Origin of the sequence: Roseateles sp. So40a (genome assembly GCF_048081605.1) — a bacterium.
GTDB lineage: Bacteria > Pseudomonadota > Gammaproteobacteria > Burkholderiales > Burkholderiaceae_C > Roseateles.
Genome location: NZ_CP182288.1, coordinates 886,884 through 908,944, shown reverse-complemented (window position 1 = coordinate 908,944; position 22,061 = coordinate 886,884). Strand labels below are relative to the sequence as shown.

Below are 22,061 nucleotides of genomic sequence, written 5' to 3'. Positions count from 1 at the left end.
TGCAACGATGACATCTCCCGAATCCGACGCGCCGTCACCGCTGCGGCCGCTGCGACTGCTGCACCTCGACGCCCACCTCGCGGTGATCGACAAACCCGCCGGCCTGCTGGTGCACCGCACCGCGCTCGATGCGCATGAGGAAGACGCCGCGCTGCAGCGGCTGCGCGATCAACTCGGCCAGCCGGTCTGGCCGGTGCATCGGCTGGATCGCGGGACGTCGGGCGTGCTTGTCTTCGCGCTGAGCGCCGACATCGCCAGCGTGCTCGGCCAGGCGCTCGCGGAGCGGCTCACCGCGAAGCGCTATCTGGCGCTGGTGCGGGGGTGGCCGGCGGCCGACGCGGGCGTCATCGATCACCCGCTGGCGAGGGATCCGGAACTGCCGTCCGCGGGACAGCCTCATCTGGAGGCGCAGACCGCGTGGACCTGCCTGCGCCGGCTGGAGCTGCCGGTGTCCACCGACGCGCGTTTCGCCACGACGCGGCTGGCCGTGCTCGCCTGCGAGCCGGTGCAGGGCCGGCGGCATCAGATCCGGCGCCATCTCAAGCACCTCGCCCACCCCATCGTCGGTGACGCGAATCACGGGAAGGGGCCGCTGAACCGGGCGCTCGCGGCGCACTTCGGGCGGCAGCGACTCTGGCTGCACGCGGAGCGGCTGACGCTGACGCATCCGGTCAGCGGGGAAGCGCTCACGCTGGAGGCTCCGCCTGGGGAGGAGTGGGCGCCCTTTCTCGGACCTCAACCGAAGCGCAGCGCGTAGATCGGCGGCAGGTGTCCGGACACGAGCTGCCAGCGGTCACCCGCGTCGCCGGTCGCCCACAGGTTCCCCGTGGTGCTGCCCATCAGCAGCCGCTGACCATCCTCATGCGCCGCCAGGCCGTGCCGGTAGACCAGGTCGTAGCAATGCGATTGCGGCAAGCCTTGCCGCAGCGTCTCGAAGGTCTTGCCCCCATCCCGCGTGCGGTTCACCACCAGCGCGCCATCCACCGGCAACCGCTTCTCGTCCTTCACGCCCGGTACGAACCACGCCGTGTCGGCATCCCCCGCATGGGCGGCCACCGCGAAGCCGAATCCCGACAGTGGGGGCTTGATCTCCCCCCAATGCGCGCCCCCGTCCACCGAGCGCCACACCCCGTTGTGATGCTGGCACCAGAGCACGTCCGGGTCGGCCGCGCTGGCCACGATGCGGTGCGGGTCCTGCGTGTTCTCCTCGCCGGCCTGCTCGGGCGGCATGAAGTCGGCGCGCATGCCCTTGGCGCTGATGTGCCAGTTCGTGCCGCCATCCTCGCTGCGCCAGGCGCCGCCACAGGAGATGCCCAGCAGCAGCCGCTCCGGATCACGCGGATCGACGTTGATCGAATGGATGCCCGGCGCGTCGTAGCCACCGCCGAACCAGCCCAGTCGCTCAGGCTTGTGCCAGAGCGCGTCCACCAACTGCCAGCTCTCGCCCTGATCCGCGCTGACGAACAGCGCGCCCGGGATCGTGCCGGCCCACAAGCGGCCGTCGCCGCCGCGCTCCAGCGACCAGATCTGCTGCAGCTTCCACGCAGGGCCTTCGGCGCCCTCAGGCTGCTCGGGGAACGTCGGCGCGGGCAGCTCGCGCCAGGTCGCGCCGCCGTCATCGGACGCCTGCAGCTTGACGCCGAAATGTCCGAGATTGAGCGCCGCGAACATCCGTCCGCCGCCGGGCGGCGCCGGCAGCACCATGCTGACGGGATCCCCCACGAAGCTGTGGCGGCCGATGGACCAGCCCCCCGAAGCGGGGAACGCGGGGTCATGCCGAAGTTCGAACAGGCCCTTGCGGGTCGCGGCCCAGGCGGTGGTGATCATCGGGGTCTCCTGACGAGGGGATCTGGGGGTCTGAGGGTCTGGGGGTCACCAGTCATGACGAAGGAACGGGGCGGAAATCGACACTCCGGCGTTCAGCCGCCCGACAAGGCCTGCAGCACGTAGACCTTGGACTGCGCGGTCAGCGGGTCGCTGAGCCCGACGCGGTCCCGGGCGCGATGGCCGTCGACGAACACCGCGACATGCGTCCGCAGGTGGCCCTGGTCGTCCAGGATGTAGGCGCGCAGCCGCGGATTGACCTCGAAGGCCCGGTCGAGCGCCTCCCCCAGCGTGGGGGCCTCGCAGTCCAGCTTCGGGGTGTCGACGTAGCGGTGCAGTTGGGCGGTGAATTCGACGTGGGCCATGGTCGGCGATCCTGCGACGAAGCGCGGCGTTGGAAAAGAGGGGCGACCAGACACGACGAACGACGGCACGGCCCTTCGACGGCGCGGGCCTCGCGGCTTGGGCAGAATCGCGGGCCGCTCCGGCCCACCCGCCATGACCAACGACACCTCGACCTCCCCCTCGGCCTCCGCCGTCCAGGCGCCCGCCCCCGCCGATCCGCACGCCCATGCCCGCACCGGCATGCTCTACGCCGCGCTGGCCTACATCGCCTGGGGCCTGTTCCCGCTGTACTTCAAGCGCCTGAGCGACGTGAACGCGCTGGAGGTCATCGCGCACCGGACCGTGTGGTCGCTGGTGTTCGTGGCGGTGATCCTGGCGGTGCTGCGGCGCTGGGCCTGGCTGGGACCGGTGCTGCGCTCGCCCCGGCTGCTGGCGACCTGCGCGGTGTCGGCGCTGCTGCTGTCCAGCAACTGGCTGGTCTACGTGTGGGCGGTGCAGCACGGCCATGTCGTCGAGGCCAGCCTGGGCTACTTCATCAACCCGCTGGTCAACGTGATGCTGGGCTTCGTGTTCCTGCGCGAGCGGCTGCGGCCGGTGCAGTGGCTGGCCATCGGGCTGGCCGCGGCCGGGGTGATCTGGCTGACCGTCACCGCGGGCCGCCTGCCGTGGATCGCGCTGGTGCTGGCGCTGAGCTTCGGGTTCTACGGCCTGATGCGCAAGACGGCGCACCTGGGCGCGCTCGAGGGCCTGACGCTGGAAACGCTGATCCTGTCGCCGTTCGCGGCCGGCGCGTTGATCTGGTGGACCGTCCAGGGGACGAGCGCCTTCGCGCTGGCGTCGGCGGGAGACGTCGTCGGCGGCGGCGGCGGACACCTGGCTTGGCTGCTGCTGGCGGGGCCGCTGACGGCCATCCCGCTGTTGCTCTTCGCCGCCGGGGCGCGGCGAATCACGCTGACGACGCTGGGCCTGGTGCAATACCTGTCGCCGACGATCCAGTTCCTGCTGGGCGTGTGGCTGTATCACGAGCCGCTCGCGGGCGCGCGGCTGGTCGGCTTCGTGCTGATCTGGTCGGCGCTGGCCGTCTACAGCGCCGAGAGCCTGTGGCGCAGCCGGCGTTGACCCGCCCCGCCTCCCCCAACGCGTGAGAGCGTCACCCCCAAACGACTGACGCCCCTTTCGGGGCGTCAGTTCGGGGGAGGCGGAAGGGTCAGGAAGGGTCAGGAAGGATCAGGAAGGATCAGGAAGGATCAGGAAGGATCAGTTCCGGATCAGGTGATCGAAGGCGCTGAGCGCGGCCTTCGCGCCGTCGCCGGCCGCGATGATGATCTGCTTGAACGGCACCGTCGTCGCGTCACCCGCGGCGAACACGCCCGGCACCGAGGTCTGGCCCTTGGCGTCGACGATGATCTCGCCGTGCTTGGACAGCTCCACCGTGCCGCGCAGCCATTCGGTGTTGGGCACCAGGCCGATCTGCACGAACACGCCCTCGAGCTCGACCCGCTTGGCCTCGCCCGTCGCGCGATCGGTGTAGTTCAACCCGTCGAGCTTGCCGGCCGTTCCGGTGAACTCGGTCGTCTGCGCCTGCTTCAGGATCACGACGTTGGGCAGGCTTTCCAGCTTCCTCACCAGCACCGCGTCAGCGCGCAGCGTGTCGCCGAACTCCAGCAGCGTCACGTGCGACACGATCCCCGCGAGGTCGATCGCCGCCTCGACGCCGGAGTTGCCGCCGCCGATCACCGCCACGCGCTTGCCCTTGAACAGCGGACCGTCGCAGTGCGGGCAGTAGGCCACGCCCTTGTTCTTGTATTCCTGCTCGCCGGGGACGTTGACGTTGCGCCAGCGCGCGCCCGTCGAGATGATCACCGTCTTGCTCTTGAGCGTGCCGCCGTTGGCCAGTTGCACCTCGACCAGGCCGCCCGGCGTGGTGGCCGGGATCAGCTTGTCGGCGCGCTGCAGGTTCATCACGTCCACGCCGTAATCCTTGACGTGCGACTCCAGCGCCATCGAGAACTTCGGGCCGTCGGTCGACAGCACCGAGATGTAGTTCTCGATCGCCAGCGTGTCGTTGACCTGGCCGCCGAAGCGCTCGGCCGCGATGCCGGTGCGGATGCCCTTGCGGGCCGCGTACACCGCCGCCGCCGCGCCGGCCGGGCCGCCGCCGACGATCAGCACGTCATAGGCGTCCTTGGCCGAGAGCTTGGCCGCGTCCTTGGCCGCCGCGCCGGTGTCCAGCTTCGCGGCGATCTCCTCGACGGTCATGCGGCCCGAGCCGAATTCCTGGCCGTTCAGGTAGATCGTCGGCACCGCCATGATCTCGCGGGCATTGACCTCGTCCTGGAACAGCGCGCCGTCCACGACCACCGTCTTGACGCGCGGATTCAGCACCGACATCAGCGACAGCGCCTGCACGACGTCCGGGCAGTTGTGGCAGGTCAGCGACATGTACACCTCGAAGAGGTAGTCGCCGTCCAGGCCCTTGATCTGGTCGATGGTGGACTGCTCCACCTTCGGGGGATGACCGCCGGTCCACAGCAGCGCGAGCACCAGCGAGGTGAACTCATGGCCCAGCGGAATCGCGGCAAAGCGCAGGCTCTGCTCGGTGCCGGTGCGCTTGAGGCTGAACGAGGGCTTGCGCGCGTCGTTGCCGTCCAGGCGCAGCGTGATCTTGTCGGACATCGCGGCGATGTCCGACAGCAGCTGCTTCAGTTCCGAGGAGCTCTCGGAGTCGCTCAACGAAGCTTCGATCTCGAACGGCAGCGTCACCCGCTCCAGGTAGGCCTTGAGCTGTGCCTTCAGGTTGTCGTCCAACATCGTTGCTTCCTTTCAGTTGTCTTCAAGCGACTTCGAGAACTGGCCTCCCTTGCGCGTCGAGCACGTTGCAGGGACGGCCGAGCACACGCCCGTGGCCCGGGAGGGTCCACGCGCGGTGCGGGTGCAGTGAGGGGAAGAGGAACATCCTCGTCCGGATCACCGGTCGGGGGGACTCCCCACCCGAAGGCGGGAAGCGTCTCCCCCGAAGGCGAGATCCTTAGATCTTGCCGACCAGGTCCAGCGACGGGGCGATGGTCTTCTCGCCTTCGTTCCACTTGGCCGGGCAGACCTGGCCCGGGTTCTTGGCGACGTACTGGGCCGCCTTCAGCTTGCGCAGCGTTTCCTTGACGTCACGGGCGATGGCGTTGTCGTGCACTTCCACGGTCTTGATCACGCCTTCCGGGTTGATCACGAACGTGCCGCGCAGGGCCAGGCCTTCTTCAGGGATGTGCACGCCGAAGGCGTTGGTCAGCGCGTGGGTCGGGTCGCCGACCAGCGGGAACTTGGCCTTGCCGACGGCCGGCGAGGTTTCGTGCCACACCTTGTGCGAGAAGTGCGTGTCGGTCGTGACGATGTAGACCTCGGTGCCCAGCTTCTGGAACTCGGCGTAGTTGTCGGCGGCGTCCTCGACTTCGGTCGGGCAGTTGAAGGTGAAGGCGGCCGGCATGAAGATCAGGACGGACCACTTGCCCTTGAGCGACTCTTCAGTGACCTCGATGAACTTGCCGTTGTGGAACGCCTGGGCCTTGAAGGGTTGGACTTGGGTGTTGATCAGGGACATTGCTGCGATCTCTCTGTCTGGGGTTGATGGGATGGACGGAATGATAGGGGGCCGAGGCTATCGACGGGTTTGAATTCCCCAATGCGGCCTATTGCGAATCCCTATTGAGTTCAACTATCGAAAAAACATTGTGCGATAGCAAAAAGCTCATGATGCCGTCACACGCGGGCGGAGGCGGTCAGACCGCTTCCAGCGCGAGCAGCTCCTCGACCGTCTGGCGGCGACGGATCAGGCGGTCCGAGCCGCCATCGACCAGCACCTCGGCGATCAGCGGCCGGCTGTTGTAGTTGCTGGACATCGAGGCGCCATAGGCGCCGGTGTCGTGGATGACCAGCAGGTCGCCGACCTGGGCTTGCGGCAATTCCCGCGCCAGCACCACGCCGCCCTCGGCCTGCGTGAAGACGTCGCCGGATTCGCACAGCGGACCGGCAACCACGGTCTCGCGCACCGGGCGCGACTGGCCGTCCGCCGGGATCAGGCTCATCGCGTGGTAGCTGCCGTACATCGCGGGGCGCATCAGCTCGTTGAAGCCGGCGTCGACCAGCAGGAAATGCTGGCGGCCTTGCGACTTCACGGCCCGGACCTCGGCCAGCAGCACGCCGGACTCGGCCACCAGATAGCGGCCCGGTTCCAGTTCCAGCGCGAGCGCATGGCCGATGACGGCCTCGGCCTCCTTGCGGGCGGTGTCCCAGAGGCTGAAGTAATGGGTGGTGTCGATGCGCTCGCCGTCCTCCTGGTAGGGGATGGACAGCCCGCCGCCGGCGGAGATCGCCTGCAGGTCCAGGCCCTGCGCCTTGACCGTGCGCACCAGCTCGACCATCGCGCCGCACACCCGGCCCAGGTGCGCGTAGTCCACGCCCGAGCCGATGTGCATGTGCAGCCCGATCAGCGTCAGGCCGCGACGGGCGATCACGGCGAGCGCGTCAGCCAGCTGCTCATGCCAGATGCCGTGCTTGCTGTGCTCGCCGCCGGTGTTGGTCTTGTTGCTGTGGCCGTGGCCAAAGCCCGGATTCAGGCGCAGCCACACCGGGTGACCGGGCGAGACCTCGCCCAGTTGCTCGAGCATGTCGATGGAGCCGGCGTTGACCGGGACACGGTGCTCGACCACGGTCCGCAGCGTCTCGCGGTCGAGCAGGTCCGCGGTGAAGACGATGTCCGAATGGACCGCGTCGGCGCCGGTGCCCACGGTGAAGCCGGCCGCCAGCGCGCGCAGCACTTCACCGCGCGAGACCGAGTCCACCTTCACGCCCTGCTCCCGCATCAGCCGCAGGATGTGGGTGTTGGAGCAGGCCTTCTGCGCGAAGCGGACCGTGTCGAAGCCGCGCAGCGCGGCGATGCGCTCCCGGATGACCGAGGCGTCGTAGACCCACAACGGGGTGCCGTACTTGGCGCCCAGCGCCTGGAGTTGCTGGCTGCGGGCGGGGGTGAGGGCTTGCGGCATGGGGGCATCCTTCCTGGGGAGTTCGTCAAACTGCCGAAAGCATCGCGCCGGCGATGCATTCAATCAAATGCTTTGTTTTGGCTGATGAATTCACTTCTGATATGGACTGCTATGCTGAGGCGATGTCCAAGCCATCCCCGCCGTCCGCGCTGCCCTCCTCGCCGTCCACCCCGCCGATCTCCCATCGCCACATCGAGGTGTTCCGTGCCGTGATGACCGCCGGGAGCGTCACCAAGGCGGCGCAGGCGCTGTTCACCTCTCAGCCGACGGTGAGCCGGGAACTGGCGCGGATGGAATCGCTGCTCGGCTACCCCTTGTTCGACCGTGGCCCGGGGCGACTGCGGCCCACCGCCCGCGCGTTGGCGTTGTTCGATGAGGTCCAGCGCGCCTATCACGGCCTGGACCAGGTGGTCGCCCGCGCGCTGGCGCTGGGACGTGCCGAGGACGAGGGCCTGCGCGTGCTGACCTTGCCCGCGCTGGCGCATGCCTTGCTGCCGGCCGCCAGCGCTGATTGGCTCGCGAGCCATCCCCAGGCGCAACTGACGCTGACGCCGCAGGAATCGCCGCTGCTCGAGGAATGGATGGCCGCGCAGCGCTTCGACCTCGGGCTGAGCGAGGTCAGCGCCACCGTGCCGGGCACGCGCAGCGAGACGCTGGTCGAGCTGGACGAGGTCTGCGTGCTGCCCGCTGGACATCCGCTGCTGGCGCGGGCGGTGCTCACGCCGCAGGACTTCGAGGGGGAGCGCTTCGTCAGCCTGTCGGCCGAGGATCCCTATCGACGCCAGTTCGACGCGATCTTCGCGGCGGCCGGCGTGCGCCGGCGCCTGCAGGTGGAGACGCACAGCGCCATCGCCGTGTGCGCGCTGGTGCAGCAGGGACTGGGCATCGCGCTGGTGAACCCGCTGACCGCGCGCGCCTGCGAGGGCGACGGGCTGCACGTGCGGCCCTTCTCGGTGTCGGTGCCGTTCCGGATCCAGGCGCTGTGGCCGCTGCATCGGCCGGCGCATGCGCTGGCCGAGGACTTCATCGCGGCGGTGAAACGCGCGGCAGCCCCACAAGCAAAACGGCGCTGACCGCGAAGCCAGCGCCGTTCAGGCGGATCATCCAGGCGGATCGTTCAGCGGCGCCGACCGCCGCCGCTCTCTCACGCGACCTTGGACAGCGGCGCCGCGGCGCCCGACAGGAAGCGTTCCCGGATCGAGCGCTCGATGCCCGCGGCGTCCAGCCCGCACTGGGCCATCAGCTTGCCGGGTTCACCGTGCTCGACGTACTCGTCGGGCAGGCCCAGCTGCAGCACCGGCAGCGACAGGCCCTCGGCCTGCAGCGCTTCCAGCACCGCGCTGCCCGCGCCGCCCATCACGCAGCCGTCCTCGACGGTCACCAGCGCGTCGTGCGTGCGGGCCAGTTCCTTGACCAGCTCGACGTCCAGCGGCTTCACGAAACGCATGTTGGCCACGGTCGCGTCCAGCGCCTCGGCCGCCTTCAGCGCGGGGTGCAGCAGCGTGCCGAAGGCCAGCACCGCCACGCGGGGCGCGGCACGGCCGCCGCCCTGCGGCAGCGTCGAGTGGCGGCGCACCTCGCCCTTGCCCCAGGGCAGCGCGACCATGTCCTTCTGGATCTCCGCGCCGATGCCCGCGCCGCGGGGATAACGCACCGTCACCGGACCGTTGTGCATGTGGCCGGTGTACAGCGCCTGGCGGCACTCGTTCTCATCCGACGGCGTGATCACGCTCATGTTCGGGATGCAGCGCGTGAAGGCGATGTCGTAGTTGCCGGCGTGCGTCGCGCCGTCGGCGCCAACCAGACCTGCGCGGTCCAGCGCGAACAGCACCGGCAGGTTCTGCAGCGCCACGTCGTGGACCAGCTGGTCGTAACCGCGCTGCAGGAAGGTCGAGTAGATCGCGACCACCGGGCGCAGGCCCTCGCAGGCCAGGCCGCCGGCGAAGGTCACCGCATGCTGCTCGGCGATGCCCACGTCGTAATACCGCGTGGGGAAACGCTTGTGGAACTCGACCATGCCCGAGCCCTCGCGCATCGCCGGCGTGATCGCGACGAGCGACGGATCGGCCTCGGCCATGTCGCACAGCCAGTCGCCGAAGACCTGCGTGAAGGTCTTCTTGGCGGGCGTCGTCGACGGCTTGATGCCTTCGGCGGGGTTGAACGGCGTCGGGCCGTGGTACTTCACCGGATCGGCTTCCGCGAGCTTGTAGCCCTGGCCCTTGCGCGTGACCAGGTGCAGGAACTGCGGGCCCTTCTTGTCGCGCAGGTTCTCCAGCGTGGGGATCAGCGCGTCCAGGTCGTGGCCGTCGATCGGGCCGACATAGTTGAAGCCGAACTCCTCGAAGATCGTGCCCGGCACGAACATGCCCTTGGTGTGTTCCTCGAAGCGGCGCGCGAACTCGTACAGCGGCGTGTGCTTGAGCACCGACTTCGCACCCTCGCGCGCGGCGGCGTAGAACTTGCCGCTCATCAGCCGGGTGAAGTACTTGTTGAGCGCGCCCACCGGCGGGCTGATCGACATGTCGTTGTCGTTCAGGATCACCAGCACGTCGCCGAGCAGGCCGCCATGGGCGACGCCGGCGTTGTTCAGCGCCTCGAAGGCCATGCCGGCGGTCATCGCGCCGTCGCCGATGATCGCGACCACGCGGCGCGACTCGCCCTTGAGCTTGGCGCCCATGGCCATGCCGTGCGCGGCGGAGATCGAGGTGCTCGAGTGCGCGGTGCCGAAGGTGTCGTACTCGCTCTCGTCGCGGCGCGGGAAGCCGGAGATGCCGCCCTGCTGGCGCAGCGTGGCCATCGCGTCGCGGCGGCCGGTGAGGATCTTGTGCGGATAGGTCTGGTGACCCACGTCCCAGACCAGGCGGTCACGCGGCGTGTCGTAGACGTAGTGCAGCGCGATCGTCATCTCGACGGTGCCGAGGTTGGACGACAGATGGCCGCCCGTCTTGGACACGCTGTTCAGGATGTGCGCGCGCAGTTCGTCGGCCACCTGCGGCAGCTGGCTGCGCGACAGTCGGCGCAGGTCGGCCGGACCGTCGATCGTGCCCAGCAGCGCCTGCGAGGCGGCCGCGTTCGGTTGGTTGTCGCTCATGGCGGGACCTCTCTGGCCGGTTCAGTTGTCGCGCTCGACCACCTTGTCAGCCAGCAGGCTGAGCCAGGCGGTGTCGGCCAGGCCGCTGTCGGCCAGCGCCTGGTGCGCGTCGTCGCGCAGCCGCAGCGCGTAGGCGCGTGCGGGCTCCAGGCCCAGCACGCTGACGTAGGTCGGCTTGTTGTTGTCCTGGTCCTTGCCGGCCGTCTTGCCCAGCACCTCGCTGTCTTGCGTGACGTCCAGGATGTCGTCGACGACCTGGAAGGCCAGGCCGATCGCGGCGCCGTAGCGGCTCAGCGCTTCCCAGGCCGCGTCCGACAGCTCGCCGCACGCGGCGCCCATCAGCACGCTGGCCTGCAGCAGCACACCGGTCTTGCGGCGGTGCATGTCGCGCAGCGCGGTCTCGTCCAGCGGCTTGCCGATGCTGGCCAGGTCGATCGCCTGACCGCCGGCCATGCCGTCGTAGCCGCTGGCACGCGCCAGCAGGCGGCACAGGCGGGCCTGCAGCGCGGGCGCGATGCCCTCGTCGGGCGTCAGCACGTCGAAGGCCAGCGCCTGCATCGCGTCACCGGCCAGCATCGCCTGGGCCTCGCCGTACTGCACGTGCAGCGTCGGCTTGCCGCGGCGCAGCACGTCGTTGTCCATGCAGGGCATGTCGTCGTGGGCCAGCGAGTAGGCATGGATCAGCTCCACCGCGCAGGCCGCGCGCAAGGCCGCCTCGCGATGACCGCCGGCGGCTTCCGCCGCCGCCATCACCAGCAGGGGACGCAGCCGCTTGCCGGCGCCCAGCACCGCGTAGCGCATCGCCACGCCCAGACCGGCGGGCGCCTGCTCCGGGACCCAGGCTTCGAGCGCCTGTTCCACCGCCAGCAGGGACTGCTGCACCCAACGTTCGAAAACACCTGCATCCAATTACTCTTCTCCCCAAGCCTGCGCGCTGCCACCTTCGATGACCTGTACTTGTTGTTCGACGGCCTGGAGCCGCGCGCGGCAGTATTTCAGCAATGCAGCCCCCCGCTGGTAGCTGGCCAGCAGCTGATCCAGCGGCAATTGGCCGGCTTCCATCGCCTGCACCAGACGTTCCAACTCCTCGACCGCCAGTTCATAGCTGGCGGGCTCCTGCTCCTGGAACGCGGTTTGCGCCGATTTGGCGCTGGCGGATGGCTTGCTCATTTCAAAACGCGAAAAGGCCGATTGTAAGCACCGGCATACCCGGGTCGGCGTTCCGACTGTCGGGGGATGTGAGCGGGCCGCCACAGGCGTCAGCGGGTGTTTCCGGTCGGAAGCGATCGGGAAAAACGCCGCCCTCCCCCGACAAGGGGCGCCCGGGTACAATCACCGGTTCCCTTGCCCGATGCGATGCCCTAGAAGGGCCCCGGCGGTCAGTCTTGGAGACCCTCTTGGATCATGTCCGACCTGAGCATTCCTCTCAGCCCCCTTGAACGCAGCACGGCTCCCAGCCACCTTCAGCTGCCCGTCACCTCCTACTTCGATGAGGACCTGTTCCGCCGGGAACAGGAACTGATCTTCCAGCACGGTCCCCGCTACCTCGGCCACGCCCTGGCCGTGCCCGAGGTCGGTGACTACTACGCCCTGCCGCAGGAGGGCGAAGGCCGCGCGCTGGTGCGCAGCGCGCAAGGCCTGGAGCTGATCTCCAACGTCTGCCGCCACCGCCAGGCGGTGATGTTGCGCGGACGCGGCAACACGCAGAGCAACATCGTGTGCCCGCTGCACCGCTGGACCTACGACCTGAAGGGCGAGCTCGTCGGCGCGCCGCACTTCAAGCAGGACCCCTGCCTGCACCTGAACCGCTACAAGATCCGCGAATGGAACGGCCTGCTGTTCGAGGACAACGGCCGCGACATCGCCGCCGACCTCGCCCGGCTGGGGCCGCGCGCCGCGCTGGACTTCAGCGGCTACCAGCTCGACAAGGTCCACGTCCACGAGTGCGACTACAACTGGAAGACCTTCATCGAGGTCTACCTCGAGGACTATCACGTCGGTCCATTCCATCCCGGACTGGGGCAGTTCGTCACCTGCGACGACCTGGCGTGGGAGTTCGGCCGGGACTACTCGGTGCAGACGGTGGGCGTGAACAAGGCGCTGGAGAAGCCGGGCTCGGCCACCTACGCCAAGTGGCATGAGCAGGTGCTGGGCTTCTCGGGCGGGCAGTCGCCGGACCAGGGCGCGATCTGGCTGACCTACTACCCCAACATCATGGTGGAGTGGTACCCCAACGTGCTGGTGGTCTCGACGCTGTTCCCCAAGGGGCCGCAGAAGACGACCAACATCGTGGAGTTCTATTACCCCGAGGAAGTCATCGCCTTCGAGCGCGACCTGATCGACGCGCAGCAGGCCGCCTACATGGAGACCTGCGTCGAGGACGACGAGATCGCGCTGCGCATGGACGCGGGCCGCAAGGCGCTGATGGAGCGCGGCGACAACGAGGTCGGTCCGTACCAGACGCCGATGGAAGACGGCATGAAGCACTTCCACGAGTGGTATCGCGGGCTGATGAAGCGCTGACGCGCCCTGCTCCTCGCCCCAGGCACCCTCACCGGTGCGCACAACGCCCCGCTCTTGCGGGGCGTTCGTTTTTGCGGTTCGCCACAACAGGTGGGGCCGGCCTTCGGCGCGAGAATCCGCGCCATGTCTGCACCCCTTCTGATGGTGTTGGCGACACTGCTGTTCGCCACCATGGGCGTCTGCGTCAAGTTGGCCTCGGCCTACTACGGCGCAGGCGAGATCGTCATGTATCGCGGCCTGGTGGGCACGCTGTTCCTGTTCGCGATGACGCGGGTGCAGGGCACCTCGCTCAAGACGAAGGTGCCGGCGATGCACTTCTGGCGCAGTCTCTCGGGGGTGATCGCGCTGTCGCTGTGGTTCTTCGCGATCAGCAAACTGCCGCTGGCCACGGCGATGACGCTGAACTACATGTCCTCGGTGTGGATGGCGCTGTTCCTGATCGGCGGCGCGGTGCTGATGGGCGCGGCCAAGGTCGATCCGCGGCTGGTGGTCACGGTGCTGCTGGGCTTCGTCGGCGTGGGCCTGGTGCTGCAGCCCGCGATGGAGGATCAGCAGGCCTGGCACGCGCTGGCGGGGCTGGCCTCGGGCATGTTGTCGGCGATGGCCTACCTGCAGGTCACCTCGCTGGGCCGGGTGGGCGAACCCGAGTACCGCATCGTCTTCTACTTCTCGATGGGCGGCGTGGTCGCGGGCGCGCTGACGACGATCGTCTCGCACGGCGGCTGGCATGCCCACACCTGGACCGGCGCGGCGCTGCTGCTGGCCGTGGGCGTGCTGGCCACGGCCGCGCAACTGCTGATGACACGCGCCTATGGCACCGGCAAGCCGCTGGTCAACGCGTCGCTGCAATACCTGGGCATCGTGTTCTCGGCGTTGTATGGTGTGGCGGTTTTCGGCGACCGGCTGGGCCTGCTGTCATGGCTCGGCATCCTGCTGATCGTCGGCGCGGGCCTGGGCGCGACGCTGCTGCGCGCCCGGAACACGCCCAAGGACGCCCAGCACTCGGTCCAGGAATCCTGAACGCCCATGAGCACGTCTTCGACCTCCGCCCCTGACGCCGGCGCTCGCGCCACCTCGGCGCCCACCTCGGCATCGACGCCCGCGCTGATCTCCGCGGACCAGTTGCGCGCGTTGATGGCCTCGCCGACGCCGCCGCTGATCATCGACGCACGGTTTGACCTGGCGGACACCGCGGCCGGCGAACGCGCCCATGCCGCCGGCCACCTGCCCGGCGCGTTCCATCTGCACCTGGACCGCGACCTGAGCGGCCCCAAACAGGATGCGTTCGGCGGTTTTCGCGGCCGGCATCCGCTGCCCGAGCGCGAGGCCTTCGCCGCGACGCTGGCCGCGATCGGCATGACGCCGGGACGGCTGCTGGTCGCCTACGACGCCGCCGACGGCATGTACGCGGCGCGCGTGTGGTGGATGCTGCGCTGGCTCGGACACGACCGGGTCGCGGTGCTGGACGGCGGATTCGCGGCCTGGCAACAGGCGGGCGGTCCGGTCGACACCGACACCCCTTCGGCCGCCACGCCCGGCCGGTTCCTGCCCGGCGAGCCGCTGGAGCACCCGCTGCAGGCGCAGGAGCTGCTCACCCAATTGGGGCGGGTGCGTCTCATCGACGCCCGCGCGGGGGAACGCTTTCGGGGGGAGGTGGAGCCGCTGGACACCCAGGCGGGCCATATCCCGGGGGCGTCCAACCGCTTCTTCAAGTCCAACCTGACGCCGGAAGGCCGATTCAAGCCGCCCGCGCAGCTGCGCGAGGAGTTCACGGCGCTGCTGGGGCCGCAAGGCGCGGCCGGCACGGTGCATCAATGCGGCTCCGGCGTGACCGCATGCCACAACCTGCTGGCGATGCATCACGCCGGCTTGACGGGCAGCCGGCTCTATCCCGGCTCCTGGAGCGAATGGAGCGCCAACCCGCGCCTGCCGCTCGCCAAGGGATGAAGGCTGGCGGCCTGGGAACGAAGGCTCACGCCGGCCCTTATTGACAACGCGCAGGGCGCGAGCACCATGGGAAGGTCAGACTGCGAAGGCAAGCCCTGACCCTGCCGCGGCGGGGTCCGGTCCACCCAGCCCCACCCGTTCGAAGGAGGCTCGCCATGTTCAAGCGCATCCTGATTCCCACAGACGGTTCCGACATCACCGCCAAGGCGGTCGATACCGCCATCCAGCTGGCCAAGTTCCACGGCGCCCAGCTGTTCGCGTTGAGCGTCAAGGAGCCCTTCCCGTACAGCGCCGTGTCGGAGATGCAGCCCACGCCGCCGCAGGAATTCTTCGACGCGCAGGAGCGCATCGCGCAGGAGCGGCTCGGTCAGGTGCTCGCGCTGGCGCGGGCGCAGGGCCTGGAGATCGAGGCCCACAGCGTCGAGGCATTGCACCCCTGGGAAGCCATCATCGAGCACGCCAAGCGCGTGGACGCCGACCTGCTCGTCATGGCCACGCATGGCCGGCGCGGGCTGCAGGCGCTGCTGCTGGGCAGCGAGACGCAGAAGGTGCTCACGCACTGCGCGTTCCCGGTGCTGGTGGTGCACGGCGAGGGCGCGCCGCAGACCAGCTGACGCGGCCGCCCCAAGGCGGCGTCAGCGGGCGTCAATGAGCGTCAGTGGGCGTGTTTCCCGCCGACGACGATCAGCACGAACACGATGCCCACGCCCAGCCACAGCAGCTGTAGCGCGGTGTCCTTCCAGGGCAGCCGGCGTTGCAGCTGCGGGATCAGGTCGGCGACCGAGACATAGACGAAGCTGCTCGACGCGGCCACCAGCAGGTAGGGGAAGAGCTGCTGCCACGGGCCGACGATGAAGTAGCCGACCAGTCCGCCCAGCACCGCCGCCATGCCTGACACGGCGTTGAAGAACAGCGCCTTCTTGCGCGAGAACCCGGCGTTCAGCAGCACGATGTAGTCGCCGACCTCCTGGGGGATCTCATGCGCCACGATGGCCATCGCGGTCACCCACCCCAGGTGGTGATCCGCCAGGAAGGCCGCGGCGATGATGATGCCGTCGCAGAAGTTGTGGATCGAATCCCCCACCAGCACCGACAAGCCCCCCCGGCCGGCCTGCTCCCGGTCGAAATGGTGGTGGTGGTGGTGCCCGTCCCCCTCGTGGTGGTGCGTGTGGCGGTAGAGCTCGGCCTTCTCCAGCAGGAAGAAGAACATCAACCCGCCCAGCAGCGCCAGGAACAGGTTGTGCGGGTCCGCACCGCTCTCGAAGGCCTCCGGCAGCACGTGCAGCAGCGCGGTCGACAGCAGGACGCCGGTCGACAGGCTCACCAGGTGCTTGACGATGCGGCTCAGCAGGCCGACCGTCAGCATGGCCGCGATCGTCACGGAGGCCAGACCGCCAGCGAAGGTCACCAGCAGGATGTAGGTCAGGGTCATGGATAAAAAAGGCGCACCACGTGGGGTGCGCCGGATGGGGTTCTCAAAATTGTCTCAGAGTCGTCAAGCCCCCCGCCGCGCGAGGGCTCTGCCCCTCCTGCGGACGACCCCGAACGGGGGACAAGCGCGCATCTGCCCGAACGCGCGTCCGAGCCCGGTGACCGCGTTCAGACCCCGTGCTGCTTGAACCAGGCCTGGCAGCGCGCCCAGCCGTCCTTGGCCGCCTCGGCCCGGTAGCTGGGGCGGTAATCGGCATGGAAGGCGTGGCCGGTGTCGGGATAGACGACGAACTCGCTGGCCTTGGCCGAGGCGCTGCCCTGCTTCAACGCCTCCTGCATCGCAGCCACGGTCGACACCGGGATCCCGTTGTCCGTCGCGCCGTACAGGCCCAGCACCGGCGCGTTGAGCTGACCGGCCACGTCGATCGGGTGCTTGGGCGTCATCGCGTTCGTCTGACCTTGCAGTCGGCCATACCAGGCCACGCCCGCCTTCACCGCCTTGCTGTGGGCGGTGTACAGCCACACGATGCGGCCGCCCCAGCAGAAACCGGTGATGCCCAGGTGCGTGGTGTCGCCGCCCTGCGCCTTGGCCCAGGCCACGGTGGCGTCGAGGTCGTTGAGGACTTGCGCGTCAGGCGTGCGCTGGATGATCTCGGCCTGGAGCTTGGCGATGTCGGAATAGCCCTTCGCATCGCCCTGGCGCGCGAAGAGATCCGGCGCGATGGCCAGGTAGCCGAGCTTGGCGAAGCGCCGCGCGACATCGGCGATGTGTTCATGCACGCCGAAGATCTCGCTGATCACCAGCACCACGTGCGCATGCTTCTTGCCCGCGGGCTGCGCGACGTAGGCCGGCAACTTGAAATCGCCCACCGGGATGCTCACCGGGCCGGCATCGAGGCCTTGCGTGTCGGTGGTGATCGTCTGCGCGCTGACCGGCAGGACGGCGGCAGCGAAGCCACTGCCCACCGCGGTGCCGACGAACGCGCGCCGGCTGAAGCCGCGGCCGGGGGCCAGCGTGTCGATGTCGTCCTGGATGGCGTCGAGGCGCACGTCGGCGCGGGAATCGGAAGTCGTCATCGGCAGCTCCTGTGAAGGGGGAAGGCAGGGTGAAATGACCATCCATGACTCCGGACGGAAGGCCGGATGCTAGCGCGACTGCGCCACAATCGCCCCCCATGACCCAAGCGCAAGTTCCTCCGATCCTGGCCGCCATCGACATGGGCTCCAACAGCTTCCGGCTGGAGCTCGCCCACCTGCAGCACGGGCAGTACCGGCGGCTGGATTACCTGAAGGAGACGGTGCGACTGGGGGCCGGTCTGGACGCGATGAGCATGCTCACCGAGGAAGCCGCGCAACGGGGTCTGGCCTGCCTGCGCCGATTCGCCGACCGGCTGGCCGACCTGCCCTCGCGGCAGGTCCGCGCGGTGGCCACGCAGACGCTGCGCGAGGCGCGCAACCGCAATGCGTTCCTGGCGCGCGCGCGCGAGGTGCTGGGCCATCCGATCGAGGTGATCTCGGGCCGCGAGGAAGCGCGCCTGATCTACGCGGGCGTGGCTCGCTTGCAGACGGCGGAGGATCCGCGGCTGGTCATCGACATCGGCGGCCGCTCCACCGAGATGATCCTGGGCCGCGGCCCGCAGCCGCTGAGCGCGGAGAGTTTCCAGATCGGCAGCGTCAGCCTGTCGATGCGCTTCTTCCCGGACGGCCGGTTCACGGCCGAGGCTTTCCGCGCGGCGCAGGTCGCCGCGGGCGCGGAGCTGGAGGAAGCCATCACGCAGTTCTCGCGGCGCGCGTCGCAGCCGCGATGGAAGCAGGCGCTGGGCTCGTCGGGCACGGTGGGCGCGGTGGCGCAGATCCTCGCGGCCAATGGCGTGAGTCCGGACGGCGCGATCACGCTGGACGGCTTGCGCTGGTGCATCGAGCAATGCCTGCAGGCGGGCAGCGTCGACGCGCTCAAGCTGTCCGGATTGAAGGAAGACCGGCGCGCGGTGGTTGGCGGCGGCTTGTGCATCCTGTACACGCTGCTCACGCATTTCGACATCGAGCGGCTGCATCCGGCCAAGGGCGCGTTGCGCCAGGGCGTGATCTTCGATCTGGCGGAGCGGCTGGATCCGAGCCTGCTGGCGGCGGGACGCGACATGCGGGAGCAGTCGGTGGCGGAGTTGCAGCGGCGTTTCGCGGTCGATCGCGAGCAGGCGGGCCGGGTGCAGTCGCTCGCGCAGCGGCTGCATGCGGAGCTGGCGCCGAAGGCCGAGGAGGAGCACCGGCGGGAGCTGGGCTGGGCGGCCGCGCTGCATGAGATCGGGATGATGGTGTCGCACCATGATCACCACCGGCACAGCGCGTATCTGCTGTCGCATGTGGATGCGCCGGGGTTCTCGCAGAACCAGCTGCGGCGGCTGGGCGACCTGGCGCTGGGTCAGCGCGGCGGGTTGCGCAAGCTCGAGGAGCAGCTGCAGGAAGAGCCGATGGTGTGGCAGTTGCTGAGCTTGCGGCTGGCGGCGATCAAGTGCCACGCGCGCGGCGACGTGGACGCGGCGGACATCCGGCTGCGCCGGGATGGGATGAACGTCACGATCGAGATGCGCAAGGGGTGGGCGGAGGGTCATCCGCGGGCGCATTACCTGTTGCGCGAGGAGCTCGAGGCCTGGTCGAAGGTCGGCCGGGTGCAGTTGGCGCTGGAGGCCTGACGAGGCTGCTGGCCCTCACCCCTGCCCTCTCCCGCAAGCGGGAGAGGGAGAGGAACTTGGGTCAATCCGTTTCCTGATAGAGCCGAGCAAGCGCCTGCTGAGCGCTGACGGGAAGGATGTCGCGACCCGGCACGATGCGCTGGGAGGTCCCATCGGGGCTGAGCTGCCAGGCGTCCTGCGTGTCGTGAAGATAGGGCGAGAGGCCTTCGTCGATGACGCGCTGGCGGAGCTTGGGATCGGTGACGGGCCAGGCGACTTCGATGCGGCGGAGCATGTTGCGGCTCATCCAGTCGGCGCTCGACAGATAGAGCGCTTCCTGCTCGTCCTTGCCCCAGCGGAAGTAGAAGATCCGCGAGTGTTCAAGGAAGCGCCCGACGACGGAGCGCACGAGGATGTTGTCGGACTGGCCGGGCAACCCAGGAGGCAGCATGCATGCGCCACGCACGATGAGGTCGACCTTGGCGCCGGCCTTGCCGGCGCGCAGGATGCCGTTGATGAGCTCCGAGTCGGTCAGCGCGTTGATCTTGAGCACGATGCGTGCGGGTTCGCCGCGCTGGGCGGCGGCCTCGACCTGGGCGAGGAGCTCGCACATCGTCTTGTGCAGGTTGAACGGCGCTAGCAGCAGCTTCTTCGGTGCCTTGAACTTGGACAGCGACGCGAGCTGGCTGAAGACCAGGTCCATGTCGGCGGTCATCTCGGCGTCGGCGGTGAGGTAGCCGAGGTCGGTGTAGAAGCGCGCGGTCTTCGGGTTGTAGTTGCCGGTGGAGAGATGCCCGTAGCGCCGCAGCTTCCCGCCTTCGCGGCGCGTGATGAGCATCAGCTTGGCGTGCGTCTTCAGCCCGACGATGCCGTACACGACCTGGGCGCCGACGGCTTCCAGGCGTTCCGCCCAGTTGATGTTGGCTTCCTCGTCGAAGCGCGCCTTGAGCTCCACGACAGCCAGGACTTCCTTGCCGCGGCGGGCGGCCTCGATCAGCAGGTCGGCCAGCACGGACTGGCTGCCGGTGCGGTAGATCGTCTGCTTGATCGCCAGCACGTCCGGATCCTCGACCGCCTCGCGCAACATCTGCACGACGGGATCGAAGCTCTCGAACGGGTGATGCAGCATCACGTCGCCCTTGGCGCGCAGCTTGTCCAGGATGGACTTGCCGCGCGGCAGCCGGCCCTTGGGCCAGCTCGGCTCATAGGGCTGGAAGCGCAGGTCGTCGGCGTCGGTCTGGTCGATCAGCTCGTTGAGCCGGACCAGGTTGACCGGACCGTTGACGCGGTACAGCGCGGCCTCGGGCAGGTCGAACTGCTCGAGCAGGAAACGCGAGAGTTCCTCCGGACAGGTGTTCACGACCTCGAGCCGCACCGCGCGACCGAAGTGGCGCGTCGTCAGGCCTGAGCGCAACGCATGGCGCAGGTTGGCGATCTCTTCCTCGTCAACCTCGAGGTCCGAATCACGCGTCACGCGGAATTGCGAGAACGCCTCCACATGCCGACCGGGGAACAGCTCCTCCAGATGGGCGCGAATCACGCTCGTGAGCAGCACGAAGCTCTGCTTGCCACCGCTGATCGCCGCGGGCACCTTGATGACACGCGGCAGCACGCGCGGCACCTTGACGATGGCGATGCGGTTGTCGCGGCCCAGCGCGTCCTTGCCGGACAGCCGCGCGATGAAGTGCAGCGACTTGTTGGCCACCTGCGGGAACGGGTGGGCCGGGTCCAGGCCCACGGGCACGAGCAGCGGGCGCACCTCGCGCTCGAAGAACTTGCCGACCCACGCGCGCATGTCGTCGGTGCGGTCCGCGTGATTCAGGATCTGGATGTTGTGCTCGCGCAGCGCGGGCATCACCTGGTCGTTGAAGATCGCGTATTGCAGGTCGATCAGGTCGTGGGCGGCGCGTCCCACGCGCTCGACGTCCCGGGGGGAGACCAGGCCGCTGCCGTCGCGTTGCGCGTCGAGCATGTCGGCGAAGCGGACCTCGAAGAACTCGTCGAGGTTGCTGGACACGATGCAGATGTAGCGCAGACGTTCCAGCAGGGGTACATCCAGGCGTTGGGCCTGGGCCAGGACACGTCGGTTGAACTCGAGGATCGCGTTCTCGCGGTTGAGCAGCGGCACGTCGGGCAAAGTCATGAACTGATTCTATGAAGCTGGTGTGACAGCCCCATGACCCTCCTTCGGGCGGGTGTCCCCACCTCGGAGGGCAACCCGTCAGAAGCGCGTCAGACGCGCGTCAGACGCGCATCAGGCCCGAATCAGGCCGGCTGCCGCATCGCCGCGGCCAGCGCGTCCGCGGCGCCCTGCTCCGCGCCGCGGCGCTGCCGCTCCGCCCAGTCGAGGATCTCCAGATGGCCGTCGGCGTGCTCGACCAGCGCCGTCAGGCTCTCCACCCAGTCGCCGTCGTTGGCGTAGGTGATGCCGTCGATGTCGCGCAGCTCCGCATGGTGGATGTGCCCGCAGATCACGCCGTGCACGCCGCGCTTGCGGGCCTCGCGGGCCAGCGCTTCCTCGAACTCGCTGATGAAGGACACCGCGCGCTTGACCTTGAGCTTGAGGTACTTGCTCAGGCTCCAGTACGGCAGCCCCAGGCGCGCGCGCAGCGAGTTCAGGTGGCGGTTGAGCTTGAGCGTGAATTCATAGAGGCTGTCGCCGACGTAGGCCAGCCACTTCGCATGCTGGATGACGCCGTCGAAGAGGTCGCCGTGCGTGATCCAGAACTTGCGGCCGTCGGCGGTCTCGTGGATCCACTCGGGCGCGACCTCGATGCCGCCGAAGCTGTGCTGCAGGTACTTGCGGGCGAATTCATCGTGGTTGCCCGGCACGTAGATCACGCGGGTGCCCTTGCGCGCCTTGCGCAGCAGCTTCTGCACCACGTCGTTGTGGGCCTGCGGCCAGTACCAGCTGCGGCGCAGCTGCCAGCCGTCGACGATGTCGCCGACGAGGAAGAGCTGCTCGCACTCGACCTCGCGCAGGAAGTCCAGCAGCGCCCGGGCCTGGCAGCCCGGCGTGCCCAGGTGCAGATCGGAGATCCACACCGTGCGCACGCGGATCGAGCCGCCGTCCTCGGCGTCCGCCGCCTCGGCCCCAGGCGGTTCGTTCGAGACTGCGGCGGCCATGAGCTTGTCGGTCAGCATGGCCCCACAGGTTGCCCACCGCGCATGAAAGCTTCGTGACCGGCCGATAATCCC

The 22,061-nt window shown here is 68.7% G+C and carries 20 protein-coding genes; 8 read left to right on the top strand and 12 right to left on the bottom strand.

The window, feature by feature from the left end; genetic code table 11:
* Nucleotides 1-7 precede the first annotated feature (7 nt).
* Entirely contained in the window at nucleotides 8-757 is a 750-nt protein-coding gene (locus ACNI65_RS04225; protein ID WP_416761387.1) for a pseudouridine synthase, read from the top strand.
* Here the strand turns inward: ACNI65_RS04225 and ACNI65_RS04220 are convergent.
* Both ACNI65_RS04220 and ACNI65_RS04215 read right to left on the bottom strand, forming a co-directional pair.
* Nucleotides 736-1,827 carry a WD40/YVTN/BNR-like repeat-containing protein gene (locus ACNI65_RS04220; RefSeq protein WP_416761385.1) on the bottom strand — a complete coding sequence of 364 codons (1,092 nt, stop codon included), beginning with the start codon at nucleotides 1,825-1,827 and terminating at the stop codon, nucleotides 736-738. The genes ACNI65_RS04225 and ACNI65_RS04220 overlap by 22 nt on opposite strands.
* 92 nt (nucleotides 1,828-1,919) lie before the next feature.
* Nucleotides 1,920-2,189: a MoaD/ThiS family protein gene (locus tag ACNI65_RS04215; protein WP_416761384.1), complete on the bottom strand. Its 270-nt coding sequence runs from the start codon at nucleotides 2,187-2,189 to the stop codon at nucleotides 1,920-1,922.
* Between the two features lie 220 nt (nucleotides 2,190-2,409).
* Between ACNI65_RS04215 and rarD the strand changes: the two genes are divergently transcribed.
* Nucleotides 2,410-3,288: an EamA family transporter RarD gene (rarD, locus tag ACNI65_RS04210; protein WP_416763565.1), complete on the top strand. Its 879-nt coding sequence runs from the start codon at nucleotides 2,410-2,412 to the stop codon at nucleotides 3,286-3,288.
* 138 nt (nucleotides 3,289-3,426) lie between these two features.
* Here the strand turns inward: rarD and ahpF are convergent, their stop codons facing one another.
* The 3 genes from ahpF to lysA all read right to left on the bottom strand — a co-directional run bounded on the left by ahpF (nucleotide 3,427) and on the right by lysA (nucleotide 7,202).
* The gene (gene ahpF / locus ACNI65_RS04205) at nucleotides 3,427-4,980 is read right to left on the bottom strand and encodes an alkyl hydroperoxide reductase subunit F (protein ID WP_416761383.1); all 1,554 of its coding nucleotides are present in this window, start codon (nucleotides 4,978-4,980) and stop codon (nucleotides 3,427-3,429) included.
* Nucleotides 4,981-5,197: 217 nt separating this feature from the next.
* Nucleotides 5,198-5,761: an alkyl hydroperoxide reductase subunit C gene (gene ahpC, locus ACNI65_RS04200; protein WP_416761382.1), complete on the bottom strand. Its 564-nt coding sequence runs from the start codon at nucleotides 5,759-5,761 to the stop codon at nucleotides 5,198-5,200.
* A 178-nt stretch (nucleotides 5,762-5,939) separates the two neighbouring features.
* A complete protein-coding gene (gene lysA, locus ACNI65_RS04195; RefSeq protein ID WP_416761380.1) occupies nucleotides 5,940-7,202 on the bottom strand; it encodes a diaminopimelate decarboxylase in 1,263 nt (420 codons plus the stop codon).
* Between the two features lie 122 nt (nucleotides 7,203-7,324).
* Here lysA and ACNI65_RS04190 point away from each other — a divergent pair, with 122 nt between their 5' ends.
* Nucleotides 7,325-8,275, top strand: coding sequence for a LysR family transcriptional regulator (locus ACNI65_RS04190; RefSeq protein ID WP_416761379.1), 951 nt, complete (start codon nucleotides 7,325-7,327; stop codon nucleotides 8,273-8,275).
* A gap of 71 nt (nucleotides 8,276-8,346) precedes the next feature.
* Here the strand turns inward: ACNI65_RS04190 and dxs are convergent, their stop codons facing one another.
* From dxs to xseB, 3 genes are read right to left on the bottom strand one after another with little or no spacing between them, the layout of a single operon-like run.
* Nucleotides 8,347-10,293, bottom strand: coding sequence for a 1-deoxy-D-xylulose-5-phosphate synthase (gene dxs / locus ACNI65_RS04185; RefSeq protein WP_416761377.1), 1,947 nt, complete (start codon nucleotides 10,291-10,293; stop codon nucleotides 8,347-8,349).
* A gap of 21 nt (nucleotides 10,294-10,314) precedes the next feature.
* Complete coding sequence (locus ACNI65_RS04180) at nucleotides 10,315-11,175, bottom strand: polyprenyl synthetase family protein (RefSeq protein ID WP_416761376.1); 861 nt, start codon at nucleotides 11,173-11,175, stop codon at nucleotides 10,315-10,317.
* Between the two features lie 27 nt (nucleotides 11,176-11,202).
* Entirely contained in the window at nucleotides 11,203-11,463 is a 261-nt protein-coding gene (gene xseB, locus ACNI65_RS04175; protein WP_416761374.1) for an exodeoxyribonuclease VII small subunit, read from the bottom strand.
* A gap of 234 nt (nucleotides 11,464-11,697) precedes the next feature.
* Here xseB and ACNI65_RS04170 point away from each other — a divergent pair, with 234 nt between their 5' ends.
* The 4 genes from ACNI65_RS04170 (at nucleotide 11,698) to ACNI65_RS04155 (ending at nucleotide 15,377) form a co-directional block, all read left to right on the top strand.
* On the top strand, nucleotides 11,698-12,816 hold the full coding sequence (locus ACNI65_RS04170) for an aromatic ring-hydroxylating oxygenase subunit alpha (protein WP_416761372.1): 1,119 nt from the start codon (nucleotides 11,698-11,700) through the stop codon (nucleotides 12,814-12,816).
* Between the two features lie 123 nt (nucleotides 12,817-12,939).
* The gene (locus ACNI65_RS04165; RefSeq protein WP_416761371.1) at nucleotides 12,940-13,836 is read left to right on the top strand and encodes a DMT family transporter; all 897 of its coding nucleotides are present in this window, start codon (nucleotides 12,940-12,942) and stop codon (nucleotides 13,834-13,836) included.
* A 6-nt stretch (nucleotides 13,837-13,842) separates the two neighbouring features.
* Nucleotides 13,843-14,763 carry a sulfurtransferase gene (locus tag ACNI65_RS04160; RefSeq protein ID WP_416761370.1) on the top strand — a complete coding sequence of 307 codons (921 nt, stop codon included), beginning with the start codon at nucleotides 13,843-13,845 and terminating at the stop codon, nucleotides 14,761-14,763.
* A gap of 155 nt (nucleotides 14,764-14,918) precedes the next feature.
* Nucleotides 14,919-15,377, top strand: a complete 459-nt coding sequence (locus tag ACNI65_RS04155; protein ID WP_416761369.1) for a universal stress protein — start codon at nucleotides 14,919-14,921, stop codon at nucleotides 15,375-15,377.
* A gap of 41 nt (nucleotides 15,378-15,418) precedes the next feature.
* Here the strand turns inward: ACNI65_RS04155 and ACNI65_RS04150 are convergent, their stop codons facing one another.
* Entirely contained in the window at nucleotides 15,419-16,195 is a 777-nt protein-coding gene (locus ACNI65_RS04150) for a ZIP family metal transporter (protein ID WP_416761368.1), read from the bottom strand.
* Between the two features lie 167 nt (nucleotides 16,196-16,362).
* Nucleotides 16,363-17,271, bottom strand: coding sequence for a dienelactone hydrolase family protein (locus ACNI65_RS04145; protein ID WP_416761366.1), 909 nt, complete (start codon nucleotides 17,269-17,271; stop codon nucleotides 16,363-16,365).
* 98 nt (nucleotides 17,272-17,369) lie between these two features.
* Between ACNI65_RS04145 and ACNI65_RS04140 the strand changes: the two genes are divergently transcribed.
* Entirely contained in the window at nucleotides 17,370-18,884 is a 1,515-nt protein-coding gene (locus ACNI65_RS04140) for an exopolyphosphatase (protein ID WP_416761365.1), read from the top strand.
* A gap of 61 nt (nucleotides 18,885-18,945) precedes the next feature.
* Here ACNI65_RS04140 and ppk1 read toward each other — a convergent pair whose 3' ends face one another.
* Both ppk1 and ACNI65_RS04130 read right to left on the bottom strand, forming a co-directional pair.
* Nucleotides 18,946-21,006 (bottom strand): polyphosphate kinase 1, encoded by a 2,061-nt coding sequence (gene ppk1 / locus ACNI65_RS04135; protein ID WP_416761364.1) that lies wholly within the window; start codon nucleotides 21,004-21,006, stop codon nucleotides 18,946-18,948.
* Between the two features lie 122 nt (nucleotides 21,007-21,128).
* Nucleotides 21,129-21,989: a UDP-2,3-diacylglucosamine diphosphatase gene (locus tag ACNI65_RS04130; protein WP_416761363.1), complete on the bottom strand. Its 861-nt coding sequence runs from the start codon at nucleotides 21,987-21,989 to the stop codon at nucleotides 21,129-21,131.
* Nucleotides 21,990-22,061: the final 72 nt, after the last annotated feature.